Raw genomic sequence first — 26,887 nt, 5'->3', positions numbered from 1 at the left:
GGAATGTGCCCAACCACTACCGTGGCGAGGGAGCTTGCTCCCGCTGGGCTGCGAAGCAGCCCCAACCCGGTTGACCGCAATCTACCTGACCCACCGCGCAGGCCAATTCCAGGGGCCGCTGCGCAGCCCAACGGGAGCAAGCTCCCTCGCCACAAGAGCGGTCAGCAGTGGGTCAGCCAAGCAGGTGGATTTCCTGACACTAATGGATCAGGCACCGAGAAAACCTGTGGGAGCGAGCTTGCTCGCGATAGCGGTACACCCGCCACCATCGATGTACCTGACCTGGCCCCATCGCGAGCAAGCTCGCTCCCACAGGGGAATGTGCCCGGCCATTCGATTCCCTGTTGGCTTTTTCCCGTGCTTACCGCTTTGCCCACCCCCTGGTCAAAACGCCCAAAAAATAGAGCAAATTGGCATATTTCACTGCCCACCCCACCCCCCTAACCTAGATCCCAACAACCCACCCCCGGATCAAGGACATAATAAAAATGACTGAATACAAACTGGCACTGGTCGGCTTCGGCGGTGTGAACCGGGCATTGGCTCAACTGATTGCCGAGCGCAACCCACAATGGAAAACCGACCTCGGCTTCACCCTGAAAATCGTCGGCGTCACCGACCTGTTCCTCGGTTCGGTGATGGACCGCCACGGCCTCGACGCCGCGTCACTGGCCAGACTGCCAGCCACCCAAGGCGCCATGGCCCAACTCCCCGGCGGCACCGTCGACGCCCTCAATGAAGCCGTGATCAAAGACTGCGGCGCCGACATCATCGCCGAAGCCACCTTCACCAACCCGGTGGACGGCGAGCCCGCCACCTCGTTCTGCCGCTGGGCCCTGGAGCGCGGCAAGCACGTGGTCACCACCAACAAAGGCCCCATCGCCCTGCACGGCGCCGAACTCAAAGCCCTGGCCCAGCACAACAACGTCGCTTTCGAATACGAAGGCTCGGTCATGAGCGGCACCCCCGTGATTCGCCTTGCCAAACAGTCCCTGGCCGGCAGCTCGATCAGTGGTTTCGAAGGCATCCTCAACGGCACCTCCAACTTCGTCCTGACCTGCATGGAAGGCGGATTGGGGTTTGCCGAAGCGGTCAAAAAAGCCCAGGAACTGGGCTACGCCGAAGCCGACCCAACCGCGGACGTCGAAGGCCATGACGTGCGCCTCAAAGTCGTGATCCTCGCCAACGAACTGCTGGACGCCAAGCTCACCGTCAACGACGTCACCTGCAGCGGCATCTCCGCCCTCAGCCTCGCCGACATCGAAAAAGCCCGCGAGGACGGCGCCCGCTGGAAACTCATCGGCGCCGCCAGCCGCAACGCCGACGGCTCCATCAGCGCCAGCGTCGAACCGCGCCTGCTGAGCAACGACCACCCACTGGCCAGCGTCAGCGGCGCCATCAACGCCGTGTCGTTCACCTCGGAACTGCTCGGCGCCGTCACCGTCTCGGGCCCCGGCGCAGGCCGCACCGAAACCGCCTTCGCGCTGCTGTCGGACATCATCCACATCCACCAATCGGCAACCCGCAAACAGGAGCACAACCTGTGAACGTATCGCGCCTGGCCCTGGCGGTCGTCGAACCGCACATCGAAGTCCTCAACCCATTCGACGGCAGCGTTGTCGGCACCGTCGCGGACCTCCAAGCCTCAGAAGTCCCACAACTGCTCGAGACCGGCCGCAACGGCGTAAAGGCCTGCGCCGCGCTACCGCGTCATCGCCGCGCCAGCATTCTCGAACATGCCGCACTGAACATCGAACGCGACGCCAAAGCCTTCGCCCGGCTGATCGTCGACGAAGCCGGCAAGACCCTCAAACAGGCGGAAAAAGAAGTCAAACGCTGCGTCAACACCCTCAAGCTCTCCGCCGAAGAAGCCAAGCGCAACGCCGGCGAAATCGTGCCGTTCGACGCCTACGAAGGCGCCGAATCGCGCCAAGGCTGGTTCACCCGCGACCCCCTGGGCCTGATCGTCGCCATCACCCCCTACAACGACCCGCTGAACCTGGTGGCCCACAAACTCGGCCCGGCCATTGCCGGCGGCAACGCGGTGATCCTCAAACCGTCCGAACTGGCACCGTTGTCAGCCCTCAAACTGGTCTCCTACCTGGTCGCCGCCGGCCTGCCCGAAAGCGTGGTCACCGTCGCCACCGGCGGCGCCGAACTCGGCAAAGCCCTGGTCGCCGCCCGCGACGTGCGCATGATCTCTTTCACCGGCGGCTTCGTCACCGGCGAACAAATCGCCCGCACCGCCGGCCTGAAAAAACTCGCCATGGACCTCGGCGGCAATGCCCCGGTCATCGTCATGGCCGACTGCAACCTCGACGCCGCCGTCGACAGCTGCATCTCCGGCGCCTTCTGGGCCGCCGGGCAAAACTGCATCGGCACTCAACGCCTGCTCATCCACGCACCAATCTACGCCGCCTTCCGCGAACGCTTCGTCCACCAGGCCCAAGCCCTCGTGGTTGGCAACCCACTGCTCGCCCACACCGACATCGGCCCGATGATCACCCACCAAGCCGCGCAAAACGCCGAACACGTGGTGAACGAAGCCCTGCAAGAAGGCGCCACCTTACTCTGCGGCCAACGCCGCCAAGGCGCCTGCTACGCCGCTACGGTGTTGGAAAACGTCGACCACGCCAGCCGACTCTGGCGCAACGAGGTCTTCGCGCCGGTGGTGGTGTTGCAGCCGTTCGAGACGTTTGATGAAGCCATCGAGCTGGCTAACGAACCTGATTACGCGCTTCATGCCGGGATTTTCACCAACGATCTCGGTACGGCTATGAGTGCTGCACGACGGATCGAGGCGGGAGGGGTGATGATCAACGACTCCTCCGATTTTCGTTTCGATGCGATGCCGTTCGGGGGCTCCAAGTACGGCAGTTTGGGCAGGGAAGGGGTGCGGTTTGCGTACGAGGAAATGACCCAGCCGAAGGTGGTTTGTTTGAATACGTTGGGATAACAGGTCAGGTCGTTGGCATCGGACAGGTTTGGTCACCTGCCCGATGCTTTTCTGCACAAACCACACAGCCACCGCATACCCTGTGGGAGCGAGCTTGCTCGCGATAGCGATACACCCGTCACCCTCAGAACCGCTGACTCCCCGCCTTGTTGAGCTTTGCGCACGACGCCCAAGCTCAGTCGACCAATCCCTCTATGCATTACTTCCACCTGTTGCCAGTTCCGCAAGCTTTCCACTGAGTAGTGGCTCAGAGCACCGAGCGTGCAGCTAACGTCGTCGATCTCCCCGAGAACAAACTTCTGTGAACGCTCAAAGCTGAAACGTATCAGCCTCAAGAAAAAACCAAATTATGCACAAATGCATTTTTTTCCTTGACCCGCATGCATGAGCCTCTATAAGGTGATTTCACTGTATGCGCATCCAGTATTTCTCAAGCATCATTTATTTGAATCCATTCATGGACGAGGTATTACCTTATGAAAACCACCACTGAAAAATTCGGTGTCACCCCCCATCAACCCAGCCTGTGGACCCGCGCTGATGCGTTGAAAGTCCGGGCGGACGATCCAACCACCACTCAGCCGCTGGTCCGCGCGGATTTCCCGGTATTGAGCGACGACGTGTTCATCTGGGACACCATGCCCCTGCGCGACCTGGACGGTAACGTGACGTCCGTCGATGGCTGGTCGGTGATCTTCACCCTGACGGCCGATCGTCATCCAAACGACCCGCAGTACCTCGACGAGGACGGTAACTACGACATCCTCCGTGATTGGAACGATCGTCACGGTCGGGCAAAGATGTACTACTGGTTTTCTCGTACCGGCAAGAACTGGGAGCTCGGTGGCCGTGTGATGGCCGAAGGGGTTTCGCCGACCGCTCGCGAATGGGCCGGCACGCCGATTCTGTTGAACGACCGAGGTGAAGTGGACCTGTACTACACCGCCGTCACCCCAGGCGCGACCATCGTCAAAGTGCGCGGTCGGGTCGTGACCACTGAACATGGTGTCAGCATGGTCGGCTTCGAGAAGGTCAAGCCACTGTTCGAGGCCGACGGCAAGATGTATCAGACCGAAGCCCAAAACGCCTTCTGGGGTTTCCGCGACCCATGGCCATTCCGCGACCCGAACGACGGCAAACTGTACATGCTGTTCGAGGGCAACGTGGCCGGCGAGCGCGGCTCGCACAAAGTGGGCGAGGCCGAAATCGGCGACGTGCCACCGGGTTATGAAGATGTCGGCAACTCGCGCTTCCAGACCGCCTGTGTAGGCATCGCCGTGGCCCGCGACGCAGACGGTGACGACTGGGAAATGTTGCCGCCGCTGCTGACGGCCGTGGGCGTCAACGACCAGACCGAACGCCCGCACTTCGTGTTCCAGGATGGCAAGTACTACCTGTTCACGATCAGCCACACCTTCACCTACGCCGACGGTGTGACCGGGCCGGACGGCGTGTACGGCTTCGTCGCGGACTCGCTGTTCGGCCCCTACGTGCCGCTCAACGGTTCCGGCCTGGTACTGGGCAACCCGTCCTCCCAGCCGTTCCAGACCTATTCGCACTACGTGATGCCAAACGGCCTGGTGACCTCCTTTATCGACAGCGTACCGACCGACGAAACCGGCACGCAGATTCGTGTGGGTGGCACGGAGGCGCCCACGGTGGGCATGAAAATAAAAGGGCAGCAGACGTTCGTGGTGGCCGAGTACGACTACGGTTACATCCCGCCGATGCTCGACGTCACGCTCAAGTAATAGCGACGCAGGGGGTTCAGGCAGCGGGTTTGCGGTCGATGACAAAACCGTTGTGGATATGATCGAGATATCCCGTCTGATTCATTGCGATGTTGGTCGCAAGCCCCGTTGAACAACGAGTCGTAACCCGCTCGCGACTGGCTGCAAGGATGCAGCCAGTCGCGAATGCATTTCTCTTCGACGTATGTACACAAGCGCCTCTGTGGGAGCGAGCTTGCTCGCGATAGCGGTGCATCCGCAACCTTCCAGCCGGCTGTTTATCGTGACTCCACGAGACTAGCCACGACCGACATCGCCTTGCGCCATTGCCTACAACTACGCCAGAATCCGCTGGCTTGTGCGTCTTGGGTCACGTCGGTAGTTTGGGTCCTGTCACTGCTCATCAGTGATCGGGTTTAGTCGCCCGTCTCAACCTAAGGCGTACCAAGTCCCCGTCGGACAGGCTTTGCTGTTCCTGTATTGATGGTGGCTGTGCGCAGGGCGCCCCCGGGGCGCGCCGGGATTCTTAGGTTCACCGGTCGACTAACCTGCGCACAGCTGCCGCCCCTTCGTTTAGTCGCGAGGTGGTTGCAGCCTCACTTACAGGAACCTAAGTCGATGGCAAAAATTACACCGAACCCTCCGACCGCAGATGAGCATGTATCTCGCGCTCAGTCTGCTCGTAACAATATGCTCGATGACGCTGCCAACCGGGCGTTGGATTACTACCTGAAGCCTACGCCTGAGAAGGAAACGTCCGACAAATCCAACACCATTTTTCGTATCGCACCTGATGTTGATTCGGAATGTCTGCTTGCCAACCTCAGTGAAAACCTGGCCGCGGCTAATGCCATGATCAATGATCTGGCGTTTGGTCTTGAGGGATCACGACGGCATTTTGCGTTGGGGATTTTGCAGGTGATTGAGGTGAGTGAGCTGTTGGCGAATCGGGCGTTGGATATTGTTGAGGTGAGGTAGCAAGGGGCCGCGCTTACCCGGGCATGAAAAAAAGGTCTTGCATGGCAAGGCCTTTTTTGTCCCGTGAGCCGGCACGATGAGCTCTCAGAATTGTGCAGAGCTGAATCGCCCCGGACTCCCTAGGTAGCTTGTTGACTTTCGCCATGTCAAATTCGGCTTGGTACTGTTACCCGATAAGGTGATTTCTCAGATTCCTTTTCGCTTGAATTTCACAAGCTCTTCAGCAGGCTTCGCCTGGAAGGGAGGTGGGCCTCCAGAGACGCGATGACGCGGCTCGTGAAGCGTTTTACGTATGCCATTACCTCGTGTATCGCCTTCTTGACCATATGGAAACCCTCTATTTTGAGATTTGATAGATGGGAGATGATTTCTGAAATTACAAAACCTGCAATGAAGTCCGTAGGACCTATAACCCCTAGAACAGCACCCGCCATCATCAGTCTCAGGAGGCCACCTCTGAGAGACGCACCTGCTTGGGTGCGTTTCGGCGCGCCAATATTAACCAGCCCAGCAGACTTGGTCTATTACGGTGCCGTGATTCGCTGTTGGTAACGCAGGTCTGACGTCTTGACTCAAATCGTCAGTCGTTGCTGCACTCGGCAAGCCGACTCTCAAAGTACTGTGCCGTCTCCCGATCAGTACAGTAGAGGTAGCACCCTTTCATCCCACGGGTCATCAGTGTTCGGTAGGTGTTTTTGATGATCAGATCCGTTTCTTTCTGCGCGAAATCAGGCCGCTCTTTCATCAGTTTCTTCCAGCCGCGAATCGATTTGTCGTGCTTGTCACGTTTATGCGGCGATGTGAGTACTTGCCCGTCACGAACGATCAAATCTGGCCCGATGATCACGCCTATATAGTCGACTTCCAGTCCCTGGCAGGTGTGGATGCAACCAACCTGTTCAATGGAGTTTTCCGCAATGATCCACAAACTGCCATCCTGATCCAGGTTCCATTGGCGCGCATAATCATCACCGATCACGATATCGGATGCCTGGGGATCTTTTTTGCTGAGCCAAGGCCAGCAATAACCCGCGACTACGCGAGCTTTGTTCCCGTGGTTTTTCTGCTCAATGGCAGCGTGCATTGCCTGCGGGGTGTCGAACACCTTGAACTCATACTCGCTCGTATCGAGCAGCGGATTGGCGGTCGGTCGAATAGCCAGCACGTCATCCAGCCACGCCAGATATCCATCAGATCCACTGCAGCGAAACTGAGACGACAGCATGTATTCCTCGACGGTTGCGCCTTTGGCTTTCGCAAAAACGCGGATAGCCTGCTTGCTACCAATGTCGCTCAAGGTCACGCGCTGATCTTCGTCGATGAAGAAAATCGAGCATTTCGCAGAGTTGATCAGTTCCTTGATTTGGTTTTCGCCCAGGTTCCCATAAAGGCCGCTTTTCTCGTTGAGCCTGTGAGCTTCGTCAACGATGAGTGCGTCGAACGTGTTGGGCTCGGTTTCGATAAATGCACCCGAGCCAGAAAAGAAATTAGAAAAATGACTACGTTTGATCGTACCGACTAGTTTGCTTTCGTAGACCTTGCGTGGTGCGGCGTTTTTCGAGACGTATTTGCTCAGCAACTTTAACCCGGTGAGTCTTACCAGCAAGTTAATTGCCAAAACGGTTTTTCCGGTCCCCGGGCCGCCCTCAATGATTAGCACCTTTGGCGATGCTATGGACGCCTCACTCGCCGCAACAAGCGCTGACTCGAAGATTTCTTTTTGGTCGTCAATCAATACGAACTCAGGTTTGCCTTTCATGAGCCCGCCAAGCGCCTCGGCTAACGCTTTGGATGGCCGAATTTTTCCGTTGGAGAGTTCGTAAAGAACCTCCTTGTCATCGCCGTAAGTGATGTGTTTTTTCAGGAAGGTCCGTAGCTTGGTGAGTTCCTCAGGGCCTTTGAGGAACAACGGAGCTTTACTGGTATGGGCTTGGTAGTGAGCGGAGTCGATGACGCCATCGCTGACATAGTTATGCAGATAGGCACAGGGGCGAATTTCGATGCTTTTGTCATAGACCGCTTCGTTGAAGCCTTCTAACAGTGCTGCGTACGACCATACCTGATAGGACGGGTGAATGGTTTCAACGAGACCGCCACCTAAGGCAGTTTTGACAATTGCGTCCTTGGTGGTTGCGCTCGCCTTGCTCCATTGCTTCAGTTCGATCAATACAGCTTTTTTTGCTTGGTTCTCATCGCGTCCCGTGAGCAAAAAATCGATGCGTTTCGAGGACTGTGGGATATGTAACTCAATGGCCAGACCAGCATCGCTGGGTAAGTCATCATCTCGAAGTACCTTGGCCATATAGGTCAGGGATCCCTGCCAGGACCTGATCTCTGATGCGCCAACCTTCTTACCAGTAGCCTCTTTGAAGTGCCGGAGGATCACTTCTTCAATGTCGTCGTTATCGTTGTCTTTCAAGAATTGTTGTTTGGTCGCAGCGTAAACGATCACGAGAGATCCTTAGGGCACTGAAGGTCAGAGTTGGTCGTACTTTTTGCTGGTGCTTTTGGCTTTGTCGACGGGGTATTTCTGGCCGTTCAGAGCAAGCTTGCTCGTAACCGCTTCGTTGAGATCGACGCCAAGCACGCTACTCAAGCGAACCAAGTACATGAGCACGTCGGCTAACTCGTCTTTCACAGATTGGGCGGTCGTCGGATGCTTAGCGGCAGCCAGTGAATCGGCTTCGTTCATCCATTGGAATACTTCGCACAGCTCGCCCACCTCGCCTGTCAGCGCTAGCAGAAGGTTTTTGGGGGAGTGGAATTGCTGCCAGTCGCGATCATCTGCAAAGCGTTGAAGCGACGCCGCAAGATTCTCCACGTCGATTAATTGTTTGGGTGTGTCATCTGCCTTGCTCACAGGCTTGCCTCTCGTGTGCTGCCAGAAACGTGACAGCTGCCACGTCAGAAATCTAGAGATGGATTGTAAGAGTTTTCGTTTGGTGGAGTAGGCTTTTCACTGATTTGCCTCCGAGGGTCGGCCCAGTTCAGGCTTTGTTTTTGGCGGCTTGGTAGCGGTCCTTGACCTCAGTCACACTCAGCCACTTACGGCGTGAATGCACCACACGATGACAGTTGGCACATAGCAATGCGAGGTCCGCGAGTTTGGTTTTATCGCCAGGTTGGAGCGTATGCAGTGGCTTGGTGTGGTGCACATCGATAACGCCTTCGACGTCAGGACCATATGTTTTACTGAAGTTGAAGCCGCAGGCTTCGCACTGGAGAACACCGTGCTTCTTGAGGGCTTCGTCCTTTTTTCGTTTGACGAGTTTTTTGTCTCTTTCCCGTACACGGTGCACGCGGGTTAATACTTTTCCTTCCTCTGCTTCGAAGAAGCCCGGCTCTTCCTCCTCGCTTAGATTTATTGGCGTAGTAGAAGTGGTTCCGACGTTCGCCTTGATGGCTGCTACGACTTCGGCTAAGCGCTCGGGGTTATCCGCGAATTCCAGCCATACCAATTCCTCGTCCTTATTGCCTTTTGCAAGACCTGTGCGACCAGTGTTGGTGTAGCTCGGATCCCAGCGACGGAAATTGTTGAGCTTCATATAAACACCGTTGGCGTTACGAAAACTCTCGTTCTTGCTCATACCGATGGCGTTGCCAATGAGATTGAGGCTCTGTGATAGGGCTCGGACTTCTGGATGGTTAACGCCAGGTAAGCCATTGCGGTACAGCAGGTAAAGGTTTAGAGCTAGGACGAGTTCGTCACGGCTCCAAGGCGGATTGGATTGATTGCTGGTAGGTGAGGAGGACATGGCGGGGGCTATCCGTAGGTTTCCCGTTTCGCTGTAGGACGCAGCGCAGTATGTCGTCAGAATATTCTCTTCTGATGGCGTTTGGGAATCATGCGGTGTTCGATGACCTTTGCTGTCGAGCGCGGGGATACTTACGAGCGACGTTGTTTGGTCATCAGGCGGGATTTTGGATGGGGGATGGATAAAGCTCAGACATTAAAAAGCCGGCTTATGGCCGGCTTCTCGTTGACTAACTCAGTTCGTTTTTGACAAACCTCACCAGCCTTCAAAACGTACATCCGGCTCTTGCGGCCGGCTGTGGGACTTGGTCAGAAAGTGATCTGCCTTGTCGGTGCGAGGCGTGGGCTCGCAAATGTGGGGCGGAGGATACTCGGGTTTTTGGCAGAATCCCAGTGGTAAGTGGTGTGGAATCATTGGCTTATCGCTGATCCAAGGGGAAAAGCGGGGGCTGCTTCGCAGCCCAGCGGGGATAAATCCCCTCGCCACAGATGTGCTCACCATTGGCGCTTCTAACCACTGAAGCCCAACCACTGGGGCTTCGGTGGTTGTCTTTCCGTTCGGGTGGGTTAGTCGCACACCGGCGGTCTCTGTTTGTTGAGGGTGGACCACCAGAACACCCAGCCGATCACCCGTATGTTCTGCGCCTCGATCTGTTCGGCGCTGAAGACTTCGTCCGGGTAGGCCGCGCTGTTGTGGCTGCGCAGGCGCAGTCGGTTGCCGGGGATGCGGTGCAGGTATTTGATGCGCAGCATGCCGTCGTGTTCGAGGGCGTAGATTTGGCCGTCGACGATTTGGGTCAGGCCGCGGTCGATGGCGAGGGTGGAGCCGTCTTCGATGCGTTCGGCCATGCTGTCGCCGACCATGGTGAGGCAGATGGCGTCGCTGGGGTTTATTTCCAGGGTTTCGAGGTGGCTGCGGGGCAGGCGGATGGATTGGTCGGGGATTTCGACGATGTGGGTTTTGGTTTCGCCGGGGGCGATGGGGACTTCCTTATAAAAAGGCAGTTCGATGTCCGTGGGTTCCAGCACGCTGTAGACGCCATCGTTTTCGGCCGCCTCGTAGGTGGTGCCGGGGCCGAGGCCCAATGGGGTTTGCGGGCCTTCGCCGTGGGCGAGCCATTCCGGGCTGACGGTCAGCAGGCTGGCGATGGAGTGGATGCGCCCTGGTGGGATGCCACGGTTGAACCAGTTGTTCACGTGTTGGGATTTCACGCCGTATAACTTCGCGAAGTCGGCGGATCGGATGTTCGCTTCTTTTAGAAGGGCGCGGAAGCGGTCGCCACTGGAAAGTTTTTTCATAAACGGAAAGTTTAGGGGCGACTGTGTTTTCGGCAATAAACATGTCGTGCAAATATATAAGACGATCTTTCCGTTTTTGGGATTTGAAAGGCGCGGGCTAAACGTGGTTAAACGAAGTTAATACGGCTTCGTATTAGAAACCATTAAGGCATAAAAAAACCCCGGGGCATACCGGGGTTCTTTTCAAGTTTGTTTCAGCCTTTGTAGGCGGCAACCGACTTGGTGATCGCTTCGCGGGCGGCGTCTGCGCCGGCCCAGCCTTCGATCTTGACCCACTTGCCTTTTTCGAGGTCTTTGTAGTTCTCGAAGAAGTGTTCGATCTGCTGGATCAGCAGTGGTGGCAGGTCGGTGTATTCCTTCACGTCGACGTACAGTTGCGACAGTTTGTCGTGTGGCACTGCGATGACTTTGGCATCGCCGCCGCCGTCGTCGGTCATGTTCAGGATGCCGACTGGACGGGCGCGGATGACCGAGCCTGGGGCCACTGGGTATGGGGTCACGACTAGCACGTCGAGGGGGTCGCCGTCGTCGGCCAGGGTGTTGGGGATGTAACCGTAGTTGGCCGGGTAGAACATGGGGGTGGCCATGAAACGGTCAACGAACAGGCAGTCGCTGTCTTTGTCGATTTCGTATTTGATCGGGGCGTGGTTGGCCGGGATTTCGATCGCGACGTAGATGTCGTTCGGCAGGTCTTTGCCAGCCGGAATCTTGCTGTAGCTCATTGGGCGGTGCCCCCGTTAGTTGACCAAATGACTTGGTCGGATTGACCAAAAAGTGGCGGCGATTATAGGCATATTCGGCCGCTGTTGCCACGTTACCAGGGTCTTAGAGACCTTAGTATGACGCCTGATAGACCGGATCTTCGGCTTGAAGTTGCCGCAGCCGGGCCAAAGGATCCTGGCGGTAGAACGCCTTGAGCTGTTCATAGACCCGTGGATAGGCCTGGTGCAGCAGGTCCGGGGCGCTGAAGAAGTATTCGCTGGTGACGGCGAAGAACTCCGCCGGGTTTTCCGCGGCGTAGGGGTCGATGAGGGTTTCTGCGTCGGGGTTCTGGTCCAGTTGGCGGTCGAGGTCGTCGAAGGCCTGTTGCATGGCTTCGGCCCAGTCGCTGACGCGCATGTCGGCGTGCAGTGGTGGCAGGCCGTTGGCGTCGCCGTTGAGCATGTCGAGTTTGTGCGCCAGTTCGTGGATCACCAGGTTGTAGCCGTCCCAGCCGCCGCTGGCCATCACGCCGTCCCAGGCCAGGATGATCGGGCCCTGGGGCCAGGCTTCGCCGCTGTGTTCGCCGTCCCATTCGTGCTCGATGCCGCTGGCGTCGCGGTAACGCTGGGGGCTGAGGAAGTCGTCGGGGTAGAGGACGATTTCGTGGAAGCCCTGGTACCAGTTCAGCTCGCCGAGGTGCATCAACGGCAGTTGGGCCTGGGCGGCGAGGAGCAGGCGTTGTTCCTGGTGCAGTTCGACGCCGGGCAGGGCGGTGAGGTGTTTGTCATGCAGGAACAGCACGCTGGCTTCTCGCAGCCATTGGTCCTCGGCGGCGCTGATGCCGTCGAGGAAGCTCAATTGTTGGCGCACCCGCTGCCAGGTTTCGTCGGGGACGGGGTGTTTGGCGAGGGTGCGTCGGCGGCGCCAGTTGCTCAGGGACCACATGGCGATCAGCGTGGTTGGGTTTTCGAAGCGCGCTGGTTCATTTTGCTGCGCACCAGGCTGATGATCATCGGCAGCAGCGACACCAGGATGATGCCCACCACCAGCAGCGACAGGTTTTGCTTGATGAAGGGCACGTTGCCGAAGAAGTAACCGAGGGTCACCAGGCCGCCGACCCAGAGGACGGTGCCGAGGACGCTGAAGCCGAAGAAGCGCAGGTAATTCATTTTGCCGACGCCGGCGACGAAGGGGGCGAAGGTGCGGATGATCGGCAGGAAGCGCGCCAAGGTCACGGTTTTGCCGCCGTGTTTGTCGTAGAAGTCGTGGGTTTGCTGCAGGTAGTCGCGGCGGAAGATTTTCGAGTTGGGGTTGCTGAACAGTTTTTCGCCAGCGGTGCGGCCGATGAGGTAGTTGGTGCTGTCGCCGAGGATGGCCGCGAGCATTAGCAGGCCGGCCAGCAGCACGGGGTCCATGGCGCCACCGGCCGCTACGGCGCCGGCGATGAACAGCAGGGAATCACCCGGCAGGAACGGCATGACCACCAGGCCGGTTTCACAGAAGATCACCAGGAACAGGATGGCGTAGACCCAGGTGCCGTAGTTGGTCACCAGCAGGTCGAGGTACACATCGAGGTGCAGGATGAGGTCGAGGGGATTGAAGTCCATGCATGACACCTGTGGTGGTGGCCTGGCTCGGCAGGCTTTGGGTCGGGCTTGGAGTATGGCTACAGAGTGTGTAGCTTTTTCTTACAAGCCGGGAAGAGCGGCATTATACGGGCTGGAGGGCGGGGAGCGGGGTGAGTTTGTAGCCAGGGATTTCGGTGGTGTTGTGGTTGGGGGCAGGCTGGGTGAAGGCTCTTGTGGTGAGGGGATTTATCCCCGTTGGGGCGCGGAGCGGCCCTAAGTCAGCCGACTCGGTCAATCTGATGCACCGCGCGCTCAGGTTTTGGGGCTGCTGCGCAGCCCAGCGGGGATAAATCCCCTCGCCACAGAGGGTTTGGTGTTGTGGCAGGGGGAGCACTCAGCCACAGGGGTCAGAGCCCTTCACTGATCGGCAACACGTAGTTTTTGAACTCGGTGTCTTCCTTGAAGCCGATCGATTCGTAGGTTTTCTGCGCCACTTCGTTGTTGCTGCTGGTGGAGACGCGCATGCGCACGGCGTTGGTTTCCTTGGCCATTTTTTTCGCGGTGCGGATCAGGTTGTCGGCCACCAGTTGGCGGCGGGCGTCTTCGGCGACGTAGATGTCGTTGAGGATCCACACACGCTTGAGGGACAGCGACGAGAAGCTCGGGTAGAGCTGGCAGAAGCCCAGCAGCTTGTGGTCGTCGTCATCGGGCAAGGCCAGGTAGATCACCGATTCCTTGCGGCGCAGGCGCTTTTCGAGGAAGGCTCGGGACGAATCCGGGTAGGGCAGTGAGCCGTAGAATTCCCGGTACTTGACGAACAATGGGGTCAGCAGGTCCAGGTGTTCCAGCGTCGCTTGGATAATCCGCATGGTAGGTCTCGTCTGCAAAGGTCGACAGATACTCTGACAACAACGTCGCGCTGCCGTGTTTTTGATGCTGCCTGAAAGCGGATCAAAAACGCAATCGGATAAACGGATCAGTTTCGGGGCGGCGCCAGTAGGAAATTACCTTTCATATCGGCTCCGTTTTCCGCTTCTAGAGTGTTCACCTGGGCTTCGTCCTTCAGATTGACGCCCGAAAGCTGACGGCGGCAGGCCTCGCGCATCAGGTAGATCAAGCGATGGGCCGCCATGCCGTAGCTCAGGCCTTCGAGGCGGACATTGGAGATGCAGTTGCGATAGGCGTCGGTCAGGCCGACCTTGGGCGCGTAGGTGAAATACAGCCCCAGGCTGTCGGGGGAGCTGAGGCCGGGGCGTTCGCCGATGAGGATCACCGACATTTTCGCACCAAGCCGCTGCGCCACTTCATCGGCCACGGCGACGCGGCCCTGTTCCACCAGGATCACCGGCGACGTCGACCAGCCTTCAGCGGCGATCTGTTCTTCCAGCCGCGCCAGGAACGGCAAGGTATGGCGATGCACCGCCAGGGCCGACAGGCCGTCAGCCACGACGATGGCCAGGTCCACGCCGCCGGGATGGGCCGCTGCGTAGTCCTGCAGGATGTGCGCGGAGGCGTCGTCGAGCCGGCGGCCCAGGTCCGGGCGCTGTAGATAACTGTGTCGGTCGGCCGCGGCGCTGTGGAGCAACAGGCTTTCACGGCCGCGCTCGGTCAGCTGTGCGCGAATGCCCTGGTGATCGAAGGCCAGGTGCACGGCATCGCGGGCCTGGGCGTGGGCGTATTGGAAATCCAGTTGCGCCTGGGTCGGCAGGCTGGTGCCGGTGCGGCCCAGGGCGATGCGTGCCGGGGTGAGGTTGCGCAGATTCAGCCAAGGGTTTTGCGGGTCGACAGGTTTTTTATCCATGGGCAGTTCTCTCATCCCAAATGCGCGAGGGCGTGACGGAACGCCGGTGGCAGGTTGTCGCCGAACCGCACCCGGCCATCGGCCTGGGTGAAGATGCCCATGTTCGCCAGCCAGGTTTCGAATTCCGGCGCCGGCTTCAGGCCCAGGGTCTGGCGGGCGTAGAGGGCGTCGTGGAACGAGGTGGTCTGGTAGTTGAGCATGATGTCGTCGGAGCCGGGGATGCCCATGATGAAGTTGATCCCGGCCACGCCCAGCAGGGTCAGCAGGGTGTCCATGTCGTCCTGGTCGGCTTCGGCGTGGTTGGTGTAGCAGATGTCGCAACCCATCGGCACGCCCAGCAGCTTGCCGCAGAAGTGGTCTTCGAGGCCGGCGCGGATGATCTGTTTGCCGTTGTACAGGTATTCCGGGCCGATGAAGCCTACAACCGTGTTCACCAGGAACGGGTTGAAATGCCGTGCGACGGCGTAGGCCCGGGTCTCGCAGGTCTGTTGATCGACGCCGTGGTGGGCGTTGGCCGACAGCGCGCTGCCCTGGCCGGTTTCGAAATACATCAGGTTGTTGCCCAGGGTGCCGCGATTCAAGCTGAGCCCGGCGTCGTAGCCTTCCTTCAAGATGCTCAGGCTGATGCCGAAACTGGCGTTGGCCGCTTCGGTGCCGGCGATGGACTGGAACACCAGGTCCAGGGGCACGCCACGGTTCGCCGCTTCGATGGAGGTGGTGACGTGGGTCAGCACGCAGCCCTGGGTGGGGATGTCGTAGCGCTGGATGATGGCGTCGAGCATTTCCAGCATGGCGCAGATCGAGGCCGTGCTGTCGGTCGCCGGGTTGATGCCGATCATGGCGTCGCCGTTGCCGAAGAGCAGGCCGTCGAGGATGCTCGCGGCGATCCCGGCGGGTTCGTCGGTGGGGTGGTTGGGTTGCAGGCGGGTGGACAAGCGCCCGCGCAGGCCGAGGGTGCCGCGGAATTTGGTGACTACGCGGATTTTCTGCGCCACCAGCACCAAATCCTGCACGCGCATGATTTTCGACACGGCCGCGACCATTTCCGGGGTCAGGCCGGGGGCCAGTGCCCGTAGGCTCTGTTCATCGGCGGCGTCGCTGAGCAGCCAGTCGCGAAAACCGCCGACCGTGAGGTGGCTGACGGTGGCGAAGGCTTGTTTGTCGTGGGTGTCGACGATCAACCGGGTGACTTCGTCGGCCTCGTAAGGAATCAGCATTTCCTGCAGGAAATGGCTGAGGGGCAGGTCGGCCAGCGCCATTTGCGCAGCCACTCGCTCGCCATCGTTGAGCGCCGCGATCTCGGCCAGGAAATCCCCCGAGCGTGCCGGGCTGGCCTTGGCCATTAGCTCTTTGAGGCTGTCGAAACGATAGGTCTGGGCGCCGACGGAATGGGCGAATGCGGCCATGGGCGGTGTCCTCCTGATTCTCTAGAAAACTTTAATACACCCCATAACCCTGTGGGAGCGAGCTTGCTCGCGATAGCGGTGTGTCATTCAACACATGTGCCGGATGTAAGACCGCTATCGCGAGCAAGCTCGCTCCCACAGGGGGACGGCATGCACTTTTAAATGGCAGGCGCCAGGCCCTCGGCCCGGCGCCGGTGCAACGTTCAGATACCTGTGAGCATAGCGTCCGCCGGCGCATCGGAGCGTTGCTTGGCGGTTAGTTGGAAATACAGGTAGCCGACAATCATGAAACCGAGGAACACCAGGCCAATCACCATGTTGAACCACGCCATCGCCACCAGGCACACCACCGCCAGGAACAGCGCAATGCCCGGCACGATTGGGTAGCCCGGGGCGCGGAAGGTGCGTTCCAGGTTCGGTTCGGTCTTACGCAATCTGAACAGGCTGAGCATGCTGATGATGTACATCACGATGGCGCCAAACACCGACATGGTGATCATCGCCGCCGTCAAGGTCATGCCTTGCAGGTTCACCAGGCCATCGCTGTAGATCGCCGCGATGCCGATCACGCCGCCGGCCAGGATCGCCCGGTGCGGGGTCTGGAAGCGCGACAGTTTCGCCAGGCCACGGGGCAGATAACCGGCCCGGGCCAGGGCGAAGAACTGCCGGGAGTAGCCGAGGATGATCCCGTGGAAACTCGCCACCAGGCCGAACAGGCCGATCCACACCAGCATGTGCATCCAGGTTGAATTGTTGCCGACCACCGCCTTCATGGCCTGGGGCAGCGGGTCGTTGATGTTCGACAGGGTGCGCCAGTCGCCCACGCCGCCGGCCATGATCATCACGCCGATGGCGAGGAACACCAGGGTCAGGATGCCGCTGACATAGGCGCGGGGAATCGTGCGCTTCGGGTCCTTGGCTTCTTCGGCGGCCATGGCCGCGCCTTCGATGGCGAGGAAGAACCAGATGGCGAAGGGGATCGCCGCGAAAATGCCCGGGATCGAAGCGAGGGTGAACTCGTTGGAGCCGGCCCAGCCATTGAGCACGAAGTTACTGAAGCTGAAGCCCGGCGCGACCACGCCCATGAACACCAGCAATTCGGCGACCGCCAGCACGGTGACCACCAGCTCGAACGCGGCGGCGATGCTGACGCCGAGGATGTTCAGGGTCATGAACACGATGTACGCGCCAACCGCCGCGAGCTTGGGGTCCAGTTCGGGAAATTGCACGTTGAGGTAGGCGCCAATCGCCATGGCGATGGCCGGGGGCGCAAAGACGAATTCGATCAGGGTGGCGATCCCGGCGATCAACCCGCCTTTCTCGCCAAAGGCCCGTCGGCTATAGGCAAACGGCCCGCCGGCGTGAGGAATCGCGGTGGTCAGTTCGGTGAAACTGAAGATGAAGCAGGTGTACATCAGCGCCACCATAAGGGCGGTGACGAGAAAGCCCAGGGTCCCGGCGGTGCCCCAGCCGTAGCTCCAGCCGAAGTACTCGCCGGAAATCACCAGGCCGACGGCGATGCCCCATAAATGCAGGGTGCCGAGTGTGGGTTTGAGTTGGGTGGTAGAAGTCATAAGTCCTCTCTGTCTTTTTTATTGTTTGATCTGTTGGACTTTCGGGATTGCTGTGGAGCGGGCACGCAAGGCTCGTGCCAGAGCGGTGGGGCGGTAGTTTGATGTTGTCATTGAGGGCGCCATCGCGAGCAAGCTCGCTCCCACATGGGATCTATGCCAACCCACAGAAAGAGGGTCACCCACAGTCCCTGTGGGAGCGAGCTTGCTCGCGATAGCTGTCCAAGGGGCAAAGCAGGAGAACCTGCCTTGCCCCAAGGGCTTAGAAGAACCCCAACGGATTGATGTCGTAGCTCACCAGCAGGTTCTTGGTCTGCTGATAGTGGTCGAGCATCATCTTGTGGGTTTCACGCCCCACGCCGGACTTCTTGTAGCCACCGAACGCGGCGTGGGCCGGGTACAGGTGGTAGCAGTTGGTCCACACGCGACCGGCCTTGATCGCCCGGCCCATGCGGTAGGCGCGGTTGATGTCGCGGGTCCACAGGCCGGCGCCGAGGCCGAACTCGGTGTCGTTGGCGATCGCCAGGGCTTCGGCTTCGTCCTTGAAGGTGGTGATGCTCACCACTGGGCCGAAGATTTCTTCCTGGAACACGCGCATCTTGTTGGTGCCCTTGAGCAGGGTCGGCTGGATGTAATACCCGGTCGCCAGGTTGCCCTCGAGTTTTTCAACTTTGCCGCCGGTCAGCAGCTCGGCGCCTTCGCCCTTGGCGATTTCCAGGTACGAAAGAATCTTGTCGAATTGCTGCTCGGACGCCTGGGCGCCGACCATGGTGTCGGTGTCCAGCGGGTCGCCGCGTTTGATCTGCAGGACTTTTTTCATCACCACTTGCATGAATTCGTCGTAGATCGATTCCTGCACCAGGGCGCGGGATGGGCAGGTGCAGACTTCGCCCTGGTTGAAGAACGCCAGCACCAGGCCTTCAGCGGCTTTCTCGATGAAGCTCGGCTCGGCTTGCATGATGTCTTCGAAGAAGATGTTCGGCGACTTGCCGCCCAGTTCCACGGTGGACGGGATGATGTTTTCGGCCGCGCATTTCATGATGTGCGAGCCCACCGGCGTGGAACCGGTGAAGGCGATCTTGGCGATGCGCTTGCTGGTGGCGAGGGCTTCACCGGCTTCCTTGCCGAAGCCTTGCACCACGTTCAGCACGCCGGGCGGCAGCAGGTCGCCGATCAGCTCCATGAGCACGCAGATACCCAGCGGGGTTTGCTCGGCCGGCTTGAGCACCACGCAGTTACCGGCGGCCAGGGCCGGGGCGAGTTTCCAGGCGGCCATCAGCAGCGGGAAGTTCCACGGGATGATCTGCCCGACCACGCCCAGGGGTTCATGGATGTGATAGGCCACGGTGTTGCCGTCGATCTCGGCGGCCGCGCCTTCCTGGGCCCGCAGGCAACCGGCGAAGTAGCGGAAGTGGTCGGCGGCCAGGGGGATGTCGGCGTTGAGGGTTTCGCGCACGGCCTTGCCGTTGTCCCAGGATTCGGTGATCGCCAGGGTTTCGAGGTTGGCCTCGATGCGGTCGGCGATTTTCAGCAGGATCAGCGAACGGGCCTGGGCCGAAGTGGCGCCCCAGGCATCGGCGGCGGCGTGGGCGGCGTCCAGGGCTTTTTCGATGTCTTCGGCCGTGGAGCGCGGGAATTCGGCAATGGGCTGGCCATTGACCGGGGACGTATTGGTGAAGTACTGACCTTTGACCGGCGCGACGAACTCGCCGCCGATGTAGTTACCGTATTTGCTCTTGAACGAAACGATAGCGCCTTCAGTACCGGGGTGAGCGTAACGCATGATGAGTTCTCCTTGGCTTTTGTGCTTATACGGGAGGCCGCGCAAAATCGAGCGCTGGTAATAAAGCCTAGAGCAAAGGTTGGGCCATTGCCTTGCAGGGCCCGGAAATCAAGACTTTAGGAGGAGTTGCTCGGACAAACGGAGGGGGTGTGTGACGCTTGCGATACAGCGGGTGTGACAGTTTGTGCCAGATGCGAGACAGTCTGTGACTGGCAGGTCGCGCCAGCATTGCAAAGGCGGTTGGGCTGGAGGATGCTGAGCCTTGATGGGAGGCAGGCCAGGTAGGAGCTGTCGAGTGAAACGAGGCTGCGATTTTTCCCCTGCCCATTGAATCTCAAGTGAAAGATCAAAAGATCGCAGCCTTCGGCAGCTCCTACAGTAAGGCCGCAACCTTCGGGGAGAATAATAAGAAATGCACAGCAACCATTTGAGTCGCCATGCCCAGCAAGTCTTGACGGTCACCCAGGGCAAGGCCCATTTGCAGGGCCCTGGCAGCGATCCGTCGATTGCCCGTTCCTGGCTGCGCTGCCTCGAGGACTATCACCTCGACCCGGCCCAGAACCTGGCGCCGACGGTGCTCGAGCATGGCCGGGTGCTGGAAAGCCGCGAGCGCTTGCAACAGGTGCTGCACATCGCCGGCAATGAAATGACCAGCCTGCACCAGCAACTCTCCGGCGCCGGCCACGCGGTGTTGCTGACCGACGCCCGGGGCGTGATCCTCAACTGCGTCACCGCCCCCAGCGAACGGAAGATTTTCGAACGGGCCGGTCTCTGGCTCGGTGCCGACTGGAGCGAAGCCTGCGAAGGCACCAACGGCATCGGCACCTGCCTGGTGGAACGCCAGGCCCTGACCATCCACCAGGAAGAACACTTTCGCGGCCGCCACACCGGCCTGACCTGTTCGGCCAGCCCGGTGTTCGACCCCCAGGGCGAGTTGCTGGCGGTGCTCGACGTCTCCTCGGCCCGGCCGGATGTGTCGCGCCAGAGCCAGTTCCACACCATGGCCCTGGTCAATCTCTCGGCGAAGATGATCGAGAGCTGCTATTTCCTCCGTTGCTTCGACAATCAATGGCTGCTGCGCTTTCATTTGCAGGCCGAATCCGTGGGGCTGTTCAGCGAGGGCTTGCTGGCGTTCGACGGCGAAGGGCGGATCTGCGCGGTCAACCAGAGCGCGCTCAACCTGTTGGGGCATATTCGCGGCAGCTTGCTGGGCCAGCGGGTGGAAGACTTTTTCGACTGTTCACTGGACGAGCTGCTCGGCCGCGCCAGCCCCCAGGCCAGCGCCAGTTGGCCGTTGCGCACCCGTGATGGCCGGCATTTGTTCGCCGTGTTGCGTGGGCAGCCGCGCAGTGTGCCGGTGCCGGTCGCGCCGGCGCTGCTCAAGGCCGTCGAACCCGCACGGCTGCCGGGTATTTGCCTGGGGGATGCGGCGTTGCAGGAGCATTTTCGCAAGGCACTGCGGGTGTTCGAACGCGATGTGCCGTTGCTGATCCATGGCGAAACCGGCTCCGGCAAGGAGGCGTTCGCCAAGGCCGTGCACCACGCCAGCCAGCGCGCCGGCAAGCACTTCGTCGCCCTCAACTGCGCGGCCATCCCCGAAAGCCTGATCGAGAGCGAGCTGTTCGGTTATCGCGGTGGCAGCTTCACCGGCGCGCGCAAGGAAGGCATGCGCGGCAAGCTGCAACAGGCCGACGGCGGCACGCTGTTCCTCGATGAAATCGGCGACATGCCCCTGGCCTTGCAGACTCGTTTGCTGCGGGTGCTGGAAGATCGGCAGGTGGTGCCCATCGGCGGCGAGCCCGAGGCGGTGAACGTGCGCATCATCAGCGCCACCCACCGGCAGTTGCTCGACCGGGTGCGGGATGGCAGCTTCCGCGAGGATTTGTATTACCGCCTCAATGGCCTGGAAATCCCCCTCCCGCCTTTGCGCGAGCGCAGTGACAAGTCGCAGTTGCTGGACTTCCTGTTGGCTGAGGAGAGCGGGACCGAGACGGTGCTCATCGAAGAGCCGGCGCGCCGGGCGTTGCTGGGGTTCGACTGGCCGGGCAACGTGCGGCAACTGCGCAATGTGCTGCGCACCCTGGCCGCGCTGTGTGACGGTGGGCGGATTGGGCTGGAGGACTTGCCCGCGATGATCCGCCAGCGCCCGGTTGCCGTGGTTGAAACGGTGGCAGAACGGCCACTGGAAGATGCCGAGCGCCTGGCGTTGCTCGATGCACTGGAGCGCCAGCGCTGGCACATGACCCACACGGCGGAACAACTGGGGATCAGCCGCAATACCCTTTACCGAAAGTTGCGTAAACACGCTATCGCCCGCTGAGCCGCAGCACATCCACCCTGAAGGAATGCGGTCAACTGTGGGAGCGAGCTTGCTCGCGATGGCGGTGTGTCATTCACACATGTGTTGGCTGTAGGACCGCTATCGCGAGCAAGCTCGCTCCCACAGGTCATTTGCGGTGTCCTGATGACTGCCGTTCGAAACACAAGGTGCGATTTCCCCCTCCCTACGCTAACCTGCGGCCATGTTTTACGAGGTCGACTATGCACATCCATATTCTCGGTATTTGCGGCACTTTCATGGGTTCGATGGCGGTCCTGGCCAAGGAGCTGGGCCATCACGTGACCGGTTCCGACGCCAACGTCTATCCGCCGATGAGCACCCAGCTGGAAGCCCAGGGCATCGAACTGACCCAAGGCTACGACCCGGCGCAACTGGACCCGGCGCCGGACCTGGTGGTCATCGGCAACGCCATGTCCCGGGGCAACCCGGCGGTGGAGTACGTGCTCAACAAAGGCCTGCCCTACGTGTCCGGGCCGCAGTGGCTGGCCGATCACGTGTTGCAGGGCCGTTGGGTCCTGGCCGTGGCCGGCACCCACGGCAAGACCACCACCAGCAGCATGCTCGCCTGGGTCCTGGAGCACGCGGGCATGAGCCCGGGTTTCCTGATCGGTGGCGTGCCGCAGAATTTCTCGGTGTCGGCGCGCCTGGGGGGCACGCCGTTCTTCGTGATCGAGGCGGACGAATACGACAGCGCGTTTTTCGATAAACGCTCGAAATTCGTCCACTACCGTCCACGCACGGCAATCCTCAACAACCTTGAGTTCGATCACGCCGACATCTTCCCCGACCTGGCGGCCATCGAGCGGCAATTCCACCATTTGGTGCGCATCATTCCGAGCGAAGGCCTGGTGATCCATCCGACCACCGAACCGGCCTTGCAGCGCGTCATTGAAATGGGCTGCTGGACCCCGGTGCAAACCACCGGTGCGGGCGGCCAATGGCAGGTGAAGTTGCTCAAGGATGACGGTTCGCAATTTGAAGTCATGTTCGAAGGCCAGTCCCAAGGCGTGGTCGAGTGGGACATGACCGGCCAGCACAACGTCGCCAACGCCCTGGCGACGTTGGCGGCGGCCCGGCATGTCGGCGTGGTGCCGTCCATGGGCATCGCCGCGTTGAGCGCGTTCAAGAGCGTGAAGCGGCGCATGGAGAAAGTCGCCGAGGTCAACGGCATCACCATTTACGACGACTTCGCCCACCACCCGACCGCCATCGCCACCACCCTCGACGGTTTGCGCAAGCGCATCGGCGAGGCGCCGCTGATCGCGATCATCGAGCCGCGCTCCAACTCCATGAAGCTCGGCGCCCACCGCGATGGCCTGCCGGAAAGCGTGGTCGATGCCGACCAGGTGATCTGGTACGCACCGGCCAACCTGGGCTGGGACCTCGGCGCCACCGCCGCGCTGTGCACGGTGCCGTCGATTGTCAGCGATTCCCTGGAAGGCATCATCGAACGCGTGAAGAGCCAGGCCCAGCCCGGTACCCACGTGGTGATCATGAGCAACGGCGGCTTCGGCGGCCTGCACGGCAAACTGGCCGAGGCGCTGCGATGAACAACAGTCCGGAACGCATCACCCTGGCGATGACCGGCGCTTCCGGCGCCCAGTACGGCTTGCGCCTGCTCGATTGCCTGGTGCGCGAAGACCGCGAGGTGCACTTCCTGATCTCCAAGGCCGCGCAACTGGTGATGGCCACCGAGACCGACGTGACCCTGCCGGCCAAGACCCAGATGATGCAGGCCTTCCTCACCGAATACACCGGTGCGGCGGCGGGGCAGATTCGCGTGTATGGCAAGGAAGACTGGATGTCGCCGGTGGCCTCGGGCTCCGGCGCGCCGGCGGCCATGGTGGTGGTGCCATGCTCCACCGGGACGCTGTCGGCGATTGCCACCGGGGCCTGCAACAACCTGATCGAACGGGCGGCTGACGTCACGCTCAAGGAGCGCCGCTCGTTGATCCTGGTGCCGCGGGAAGCGCCGTATTCGAGCATTCACCTGGAGCACATGCTCAAGCTGTCGAACATGGGCGTGACCATCCTGCCGGCCTCGCCGGGTTTCTATCACCAGCCACAGACCATCGACGACCTGATCGATTTCGTCGTCGCGCGGATTCTCAACCTGTTGAACATCCCCCAGGACATGTTGCCGCGCTGGGGCGAGCATCATTTGAGCAGCGATGAATAAGCTGCTGATCGTGCTGCTGGCGCTGCAACTGACCGGCTGCGCCACCGCCCGCACCCTCGACGCGGCCAAGCCCGGTGCGCCGGTGGTGTACGCGGGCACGCGCCTGGATCTTTACGCGCTCAACGGCGGCTGCTGCGCCAAGGACCGCTTCGGGGCCGAGGCGCCGAGCTATCCTGGCGTCGATCTGCCGGGCAGTGCGCTGCTGGATACCTTGCTGTTGCCGTTGTCGTTGTTCACCGCAATCGGCGTGGGGTTCCGGGCGACTGGGGGGATGTAGCAAACACCAGGATGGGGGGCTTGGCTTTGTGGCGGTGGTGCGCCCATCGCGAGCAAGCTCGCTCCCACATTCGACCTCATTCTTCCTGACGAAACTCGGTCAACTGTGGGAGCGAGCTTGCTCGCGATGAGGCCCGGTCAGGCGCTGCAGAATCATTTGCCCAGCTTACGCAACTCATCCGACTCCACCACCCGCACCCCATCCTGCTCTTCCAGCGCCAGGCGCCACATGGCCCGGGCCAGTTGGCAGGCTTCGATGCCGTGGTACTTGCCTGGGATCAGCTTCGACAACGGCCCGGCCAGTTGCTCGGCCAGGCGCGGTTCGACGCGGTCGCCCAGCAGCAGGGAAGGGCGGCAGATGGTCAATTGCGGCCAGTCCTGGGCCTTGAGGGCCGCCTCCATCTCACCCTTGACCCGGTTGTAGAAGATCGATGACTTGGCGTCGGCCCCCAGGGCACTGATGACCACCAGGTGCCGCGCGCCCAGTTCCCGGGCGCGCTTGGCGAACGCCACCACCAGGTCCAGGTCCACCGCGCGAAAGGCTGCTTCGGAACCGGCTTTCTTGATGGTGGTGCCGAGGCAGCAAAAGGCGATGTCGACCTGGCCGCTGAGCTGAGGCAGCACCTGGGCCGGCTCCCCCACCGGGTTTTCCAGGCGCGTGTGTTCGGCCAGTGGCCGGCGGGTGGGGGCCAGGACCCGGGTGATGGTCGGCTCGTTGAGCAACCGGTCCAGTAGATGTTCCCCGGTCAGCCCCGTGGCTCCGGCGAGCAAAACATGCTGAGGCGTCAAGTACATAGTGTTTCCCCCTTGATACGGTTCAGCTTAGTTGCTCTTTGTGGCGCCGTCGTTCAATGCAGTACTTTGCAATGCTTTGCGGGCCTGCTGTTTGCGCAGCAGTTGCCAGTGGGAAAGGACCGTCCTGGGCGCCCACATCTGCGGTTCGGAGGCTTCGAAATTGTCCGCCTGTTCCCGCTCGGCCACGGTGGCCTTGGCCCGCTTGAAAGCCTGTTCCAGGTCGTCGGTCTGGTTCAAGGCCTGGGCGAACAGCGCGTCGCCGAAGTAGGTGAAGTTGGCTTCCTCGGAGCAGCCGAAGGACACCCTGTCGGCCCGGGAAGCGGTCATGATCAAGGTGCGTTCATCCTTGAGCGCCGGGATGAAGCCGCCGGAGTAGCAGGCCGAGATCACCACGATCTTGTCGCGGTTCTTCAGCGGCGCCAGGACCACGGCCAGTTCATCGGCGGGCAGGTCGGCCAGTTCCATGCGCGGCTGGTCGAGTACCAGTTCATGCTCGCTGGTGCCGTGACTGGTCAGGTAGATGAAAATCAGGTCTTCCGGGCCACTGCGCTCGGCCAGGGTCGCGGCGGCGCGGCGCAGGCTTTCGCGGCTGGCCATGGGCCGGTCGCCGAGGTGATCGCGGTGGTTCACCAGGCGGATCTGCCCGAACGCGCCGAAACGGCTGGCGAGCATGTTGGCGACATAGTCGGATTCGCGCAGGAACACGCTTTGCTTGCCGTCGCCGCCCAGGGTCAGGCTGTACAGCTCCACTGCCGGGGTCGAGGCCGGGATGTTGGCCAGGGCCTCCTCCAGCAGGCGGCCCTGGGCCAGCACGCCAAGTTCGAGCACATCCGGCAACAGCCTGCCGTCCGCGTCGCGCACTCGTTGGCCGTTGGCCCAGGTGCCGCTTTGCACGGTGCCATCGGTCAGCACCAGGGTGCCGCGTCCGTGGTAGCTGTCGTTTTCGAACTGGCCGATGTAGAAACTGCCGTCGGGCAGGTTCAGGCGGCCCTGGCCGGTAAAGCGCCAATCATTGAATTGACCGAGGTAATGGCTGCCGTCGGCGCCGATCAGTTCGCCCTTGCCGGTCAGCGCGCCATCCTTGAACCGGCCGATCCAGACATCGCCGTCGGCATTTTCGTAGCGACCGCGACCGTTGAGCTGGTTGTTCCTGAAACCGCCGATGTAGACATCGCCATCGGCGCTGTTGAAGGTGCCCTTGCCCTGCAGTTGCCCGTCGACAAAGTGCCCGGTGAACTGGTTGCCGCTGGCGTCGAAGCGCTGGCCTTCACCGTTGGGCTTGCCGTTGACGAAGGGGCCCTGGTACTGGCTGCCGTCGTCGAGTTCCAGGCGCCCGAGACCGGAATAGCGGTCGGCCTTGAACTCGCCGCGGTAGGTCATGCCGTTTTCCTTGAGCGTCCCTTCACCGTCCCGTCGGCCCAGCTTGAAGCCGCCGGTGTAGCTGCTGGTGGGGGTGGTCAGGCTGCCCTGGCCGTGGAACAGGCCCTGATAGAACTGGCCGCGATAGACCTCGCCATTGCTGCCATGCCATTCCCCGGTGCCGTGCCACTGGCCCTTGTCGAACTGCCCGGCATACCAGCTGCCGTTGGGGTAGTCGATGCGCCCCTGGCCTTGCAGCAGCCCGTCCACCAGGTCGCCGCGATAGCGGCCGCCATCGGGCAGGCGCGCGTCGGGAGGCAGCGGCGATTCGCCGCCGCCACAGGCGGTGAGCAACAGGGTCAAGGTCAGTGGGACGAATAAGCGCATAA

22 protein-coding genes and 1 other RNA gene are annotated in these 26,887 nt (G+C 60.7%); 8 read left to right on the top strand and 15 right to left on the bottom strand.

The genetic code is table 11. The annotated features are described in order from the left end of the window. Positions 1-488: 488 nt before the first annotated feature. The 4 genes from BLU85_RS27230 (at position 489) to BLU85_RS27215 (ending at position 5,664) form a co-directional block, all read left to right on the top strand. A complete protein-coding gene (locus BLU85_RS27230; protein ID WP_092205252.1) occupies positions 489-1,547 on the top strand; it encodes a homoserine dehydrogenase in 1,059 nt (352 codons plus the stop codon). After that, positions 1,544-2,956 carry an aldehyde dehydrogenase family protein gene (locus BLU85_RS27225; protein ID WP_092205251.1) on the top strand — a complete coding sequence of 471 codons (1,413 nt, stop codon included), beginning with the start codon at positions 1,544-1,546 and terminating at the stop codon, positions 2,954-2,956. The genes BLU85_RS27230 and BLU85_RS27225 overlap by 4 nt, the downstream gene beginning before the upstream one ends. 476 nt (positions 2,957-3,432) lie before the next feature. Further along, positions 3,433-4,707, top strand: coding sequence for a glycoside hydrolase family 68 protein (locus tag BLU85_RS27220; protein WP_092205250.1), 1,275 nt, complete (start codon positions 3,433-3,435; stop codon positions 4,705-4,707). 597 nt (positions 4,708-5,304) lie between these two features. After that, positions 5,305-5,664 (top strand): DUF6124 family protein, encoded by a 360-nt coding sequence (locus BLU85_RS27215; protein ID WP_092205249.1) that lies wholly within the window; start codon positions 5,305-5,307, stop codon positions 5,662-5,664. Between the two features lie 421 nt (positions 5,665-6,085). Here the strand turns inward: BLU85_RS27215 and BLU85_RS27210 are convergent. The 13 genes from BLU85_RS27210 to BLU85_RS27150 all read right to left on the bottom strand — a co-directional run bounded on the left by BLU85_RS27210 (position 6,086) and on the right by BLU85_RS27150 (position 19,548). Beyond that, positions 6,086-6,154: hammerhead ribozyme type II (locus BLU85_RS27210), an RNA gene on the bottom strand. A 90-nt stretch (positions 6,155-6,244) separates the two neighbouring features. Continuing rightward, positions 6,245-8,116, bottom strand: a complete 1,872-nt coding sequence (locus BLU85_RS27205; protein ID WP_092205248.1) for a DUF2075 domain-containing protein — start codon at positions 8,114-8,116, stop codon at positions 6,245-6,247. A 24-nt stretch (positions 8,117-8,140) separates the two neighbouring features. Next, a complete protein-coding gene (locus BLU85_RS27200; protein WP_092205247.1) occupies positions 8,141-8,524 on the bottom strand; it encodes a nucleotide pyrophosphohydrolase in 384 nt (127 codons plus the stop codon). Between the two features lie 127 nt (positions 8,525-8,651). Continuing rightward, positions 8,652-9,419 carry an HNH endonuclease gene (locus BLU85_RS27195; RefSeq protein ID WP_092205246.1) on the bottom strand — a complete coding sequence of 256 codons (768 nt, stop codon included), beginning with the start codon at positions 9,417-9,419 and terminating at the stop codon, positions 8,652-8,654. Positions 9,420-9,985: 566 nt separating this feature from the next. Then, complete coding sequence (locus tag BLU85_RS27190) at positions 9,986-10,717, bottom strand: LexA family transcriptional regulator (protein ID WP_092205245.1); 732 nt, start codon at positions 10,715-10,717, stop codon at positions 9,986-9,988. A 194-nt stretch (positions 10,718-10,911) separates the two neighbouring features. Then, on the bottom strand, positions 10,912-11,439 hold the full coding sequence (gene ppa, locus BLU85_RS27185; RefSeq protein ID WP_053151827.1) for an inorganic diphosphatase: 528 nt from the start codon (positions 11,437-11,439) through the stop codon (positions 10,912-10,914). Positions 11,440-11,551: 112 nt separating this feature from the next. After that, on the bottom strand, positions 11,552-12,364 hold the full coding sequence (locus BLU85_RS27180; RefSeq protein ID WP_092205244.1) for a M90 family metallopeptidase: 813 nt from the start codon (positions 12,362-12,364) through the stop codon (positions 11,552-11,554). 5 nt (positions 12,365-12,369) lie between these two features. Further along, positions 12,370-13,026, bottom strand: coding sequence for a DedA family protein (locus BLU85_RS27175; protein WP_092205243.1), 657 nt, complete (start codon positions 13,024-13,026; stop codon positions 12,370-12,372). A gap of 368 nt (positions 13,027-13,394) precedes the next feature. Beyond that, positions 13,395-13,856: a GNAT family N-acetyltransferase gene (locus tag BLU85_RS27170; protein ID WP_092205242.1), complete on the bottom strand. Its 462-nt coding sequence runs from the start codon at positions 13,854-13,856 to the stop codon at positions 13,395-13,397. A 107-nt stretch (positions 13,857-13,963) separates the two neighbouring features. Next, complete coding sequence (gene eutC / locus BLU85_RS27165) at positions 13,964-14,788, bottom strand: ethanolamine ammonia-lyase subunit EutC (protein ID WP_092205241.1); 825 nt, start codon at positions 14,786-14,788, stop codon at positions 13,964-13,966. A gap of 11 nt (positions 14,789-14,799) precedes the next feature. After that, a complete protein-coding gene (locus tag BLU85_RS27160; protein WP_092205240.1) occupies positions 14,800-16,194 on the bottom strand; it encodes an ethanolamine ammonia-lyase subunit EutB in 1,395 nt (464 codons plus the stop codon). A gap of 203 nt (positions 16,195-16,397) precedes the next feature. Next, positions 16,398-17,768 (bottom strand): ethanolamine permease, encoded by a 1,371-nt coding sequence (gene eat, locus BLU85_RS27155; protein ID WP_092205239.1) that lies wholly within the window; start codon positions 17,766-17,768, stop codon positions 16,398-16,400. A gap of 259 nt (positions 17,769-18,027) precedes the next feature. Next, on the bottom strand, positions 18,028-19,548 hold the full coding sequence (locus BLU85_RS27150; RefSeq protein ID WP_063324215.1) for an acetaldehyde dehydrogenase ExaC: 1,521 nt from the start codon (positions 19,546-19,548) through the stop codon (positions 18,028-18,030). 412 nt (positions 19,549-19,960) lie between these two features. On the opposite strand from BLU85_RS27150, the gene BLU85_RS27145 reads away from it, so the two are divergent. From BLU85_RS27145 to BLU85_RS27130, 4 genes are all read left to right on the top strand, one after another. After that, positions 19,961-21,868, top strand: a complete 1,908-nt coding sequence (locus BLU85_RS27145; protein WP_092205238.1) for a sigma-54-dependent Fis family transcriptional regulator — start codon at positions 19,961-19,963, stop codon at positions 21,866-21,868. A 221-nt stretch (positions 21,869-22,089) separates the two neighbouring features. After that, positions 22,090-23,439, top strand: coding sequence for a UDP-N-acetylmuramate:L-alanyl-gamma-D-glutamyl-meso-diaminopimelate ligase (mpl, locus tag BLU85_RS27140; protein ID WP_072411958.1), 1,350 nt, complete (start codon positions 22,090-22,092; stop codon positions 23,437-23,439). Then, entirely contained in the window at positions 23,436-24,068 is a 633-nt protein-coding gene (gene ubiX, locus BLU85_RS27135) for a flavin prenyltransferase UbiX (RefSeq protein ID WP_092205237.1), read from the top strand. The genes mpl and ubiX overlap by 4 nt, the downstream gene beginning before the upstream one ends. After that, positions 24,061-24,345, top strand: coding sequence for a YceK/YidQ family lipoprotein (locus tag BLU85_RS27130; protein WP_072411944.1), 285 nt, complete (start codon positions 24,061-24,063; stop codon positions 24,343-24,345). Before ubiX ends, BLU85_RS27130 begins: the two co-directional genes overlap by 8 nt. A gap of 152 nt (positions 24,346-24,497) precedes the next feature. On the opposite strand, the gene BLU85_RS27125 is transcribed toward BLU85_RS27130, so the two are convergent. Both BLU85_RS27125 and BLU85_RS27120 read right to left on the bottom strand, forming a co-directional pair. Beyond that, positions 24,498-25,139 (bottom strand): oxidoreductase, encoded by a 642-nt coding sequence (locus BLU85_RS27125; protein ID WP_092205236.1) that lies wholly within the window; start codon positions 25,137-25,139, stop codon positions 24,498-24,500. A 27-nt stretch (positions 25,140-25,166) separates the two neighbouring features. Beyond that, complete coding sequence (locus tag BLU85_RS27120; protein WP_092205235.1) at positions 25,167-26,885, bottom strand: C13 family peptidase; 1,719 nt, start codon at positions 26,883-26,885, stop codon at positions 25,167-25,169. Between the last annotated feature and the right edge of the window lie 2 nt (positions 26,886-26,887).

It is taken from the genome of Pseudomonas sp. NFACC14 (genome assembly GCF_900106885.1).
Classification (GTDB): domain Bacteria; phylum Pseudomonadota; class Gammaproteobacteria; order Pseudomonadales; family Pseudomonadaceae; genus Aquipseudomonas; species Aquipseudomonas fluorescens_AA.
This window is presented reverse-complemented; position numbering and strand designations above follow the sequence as displayed.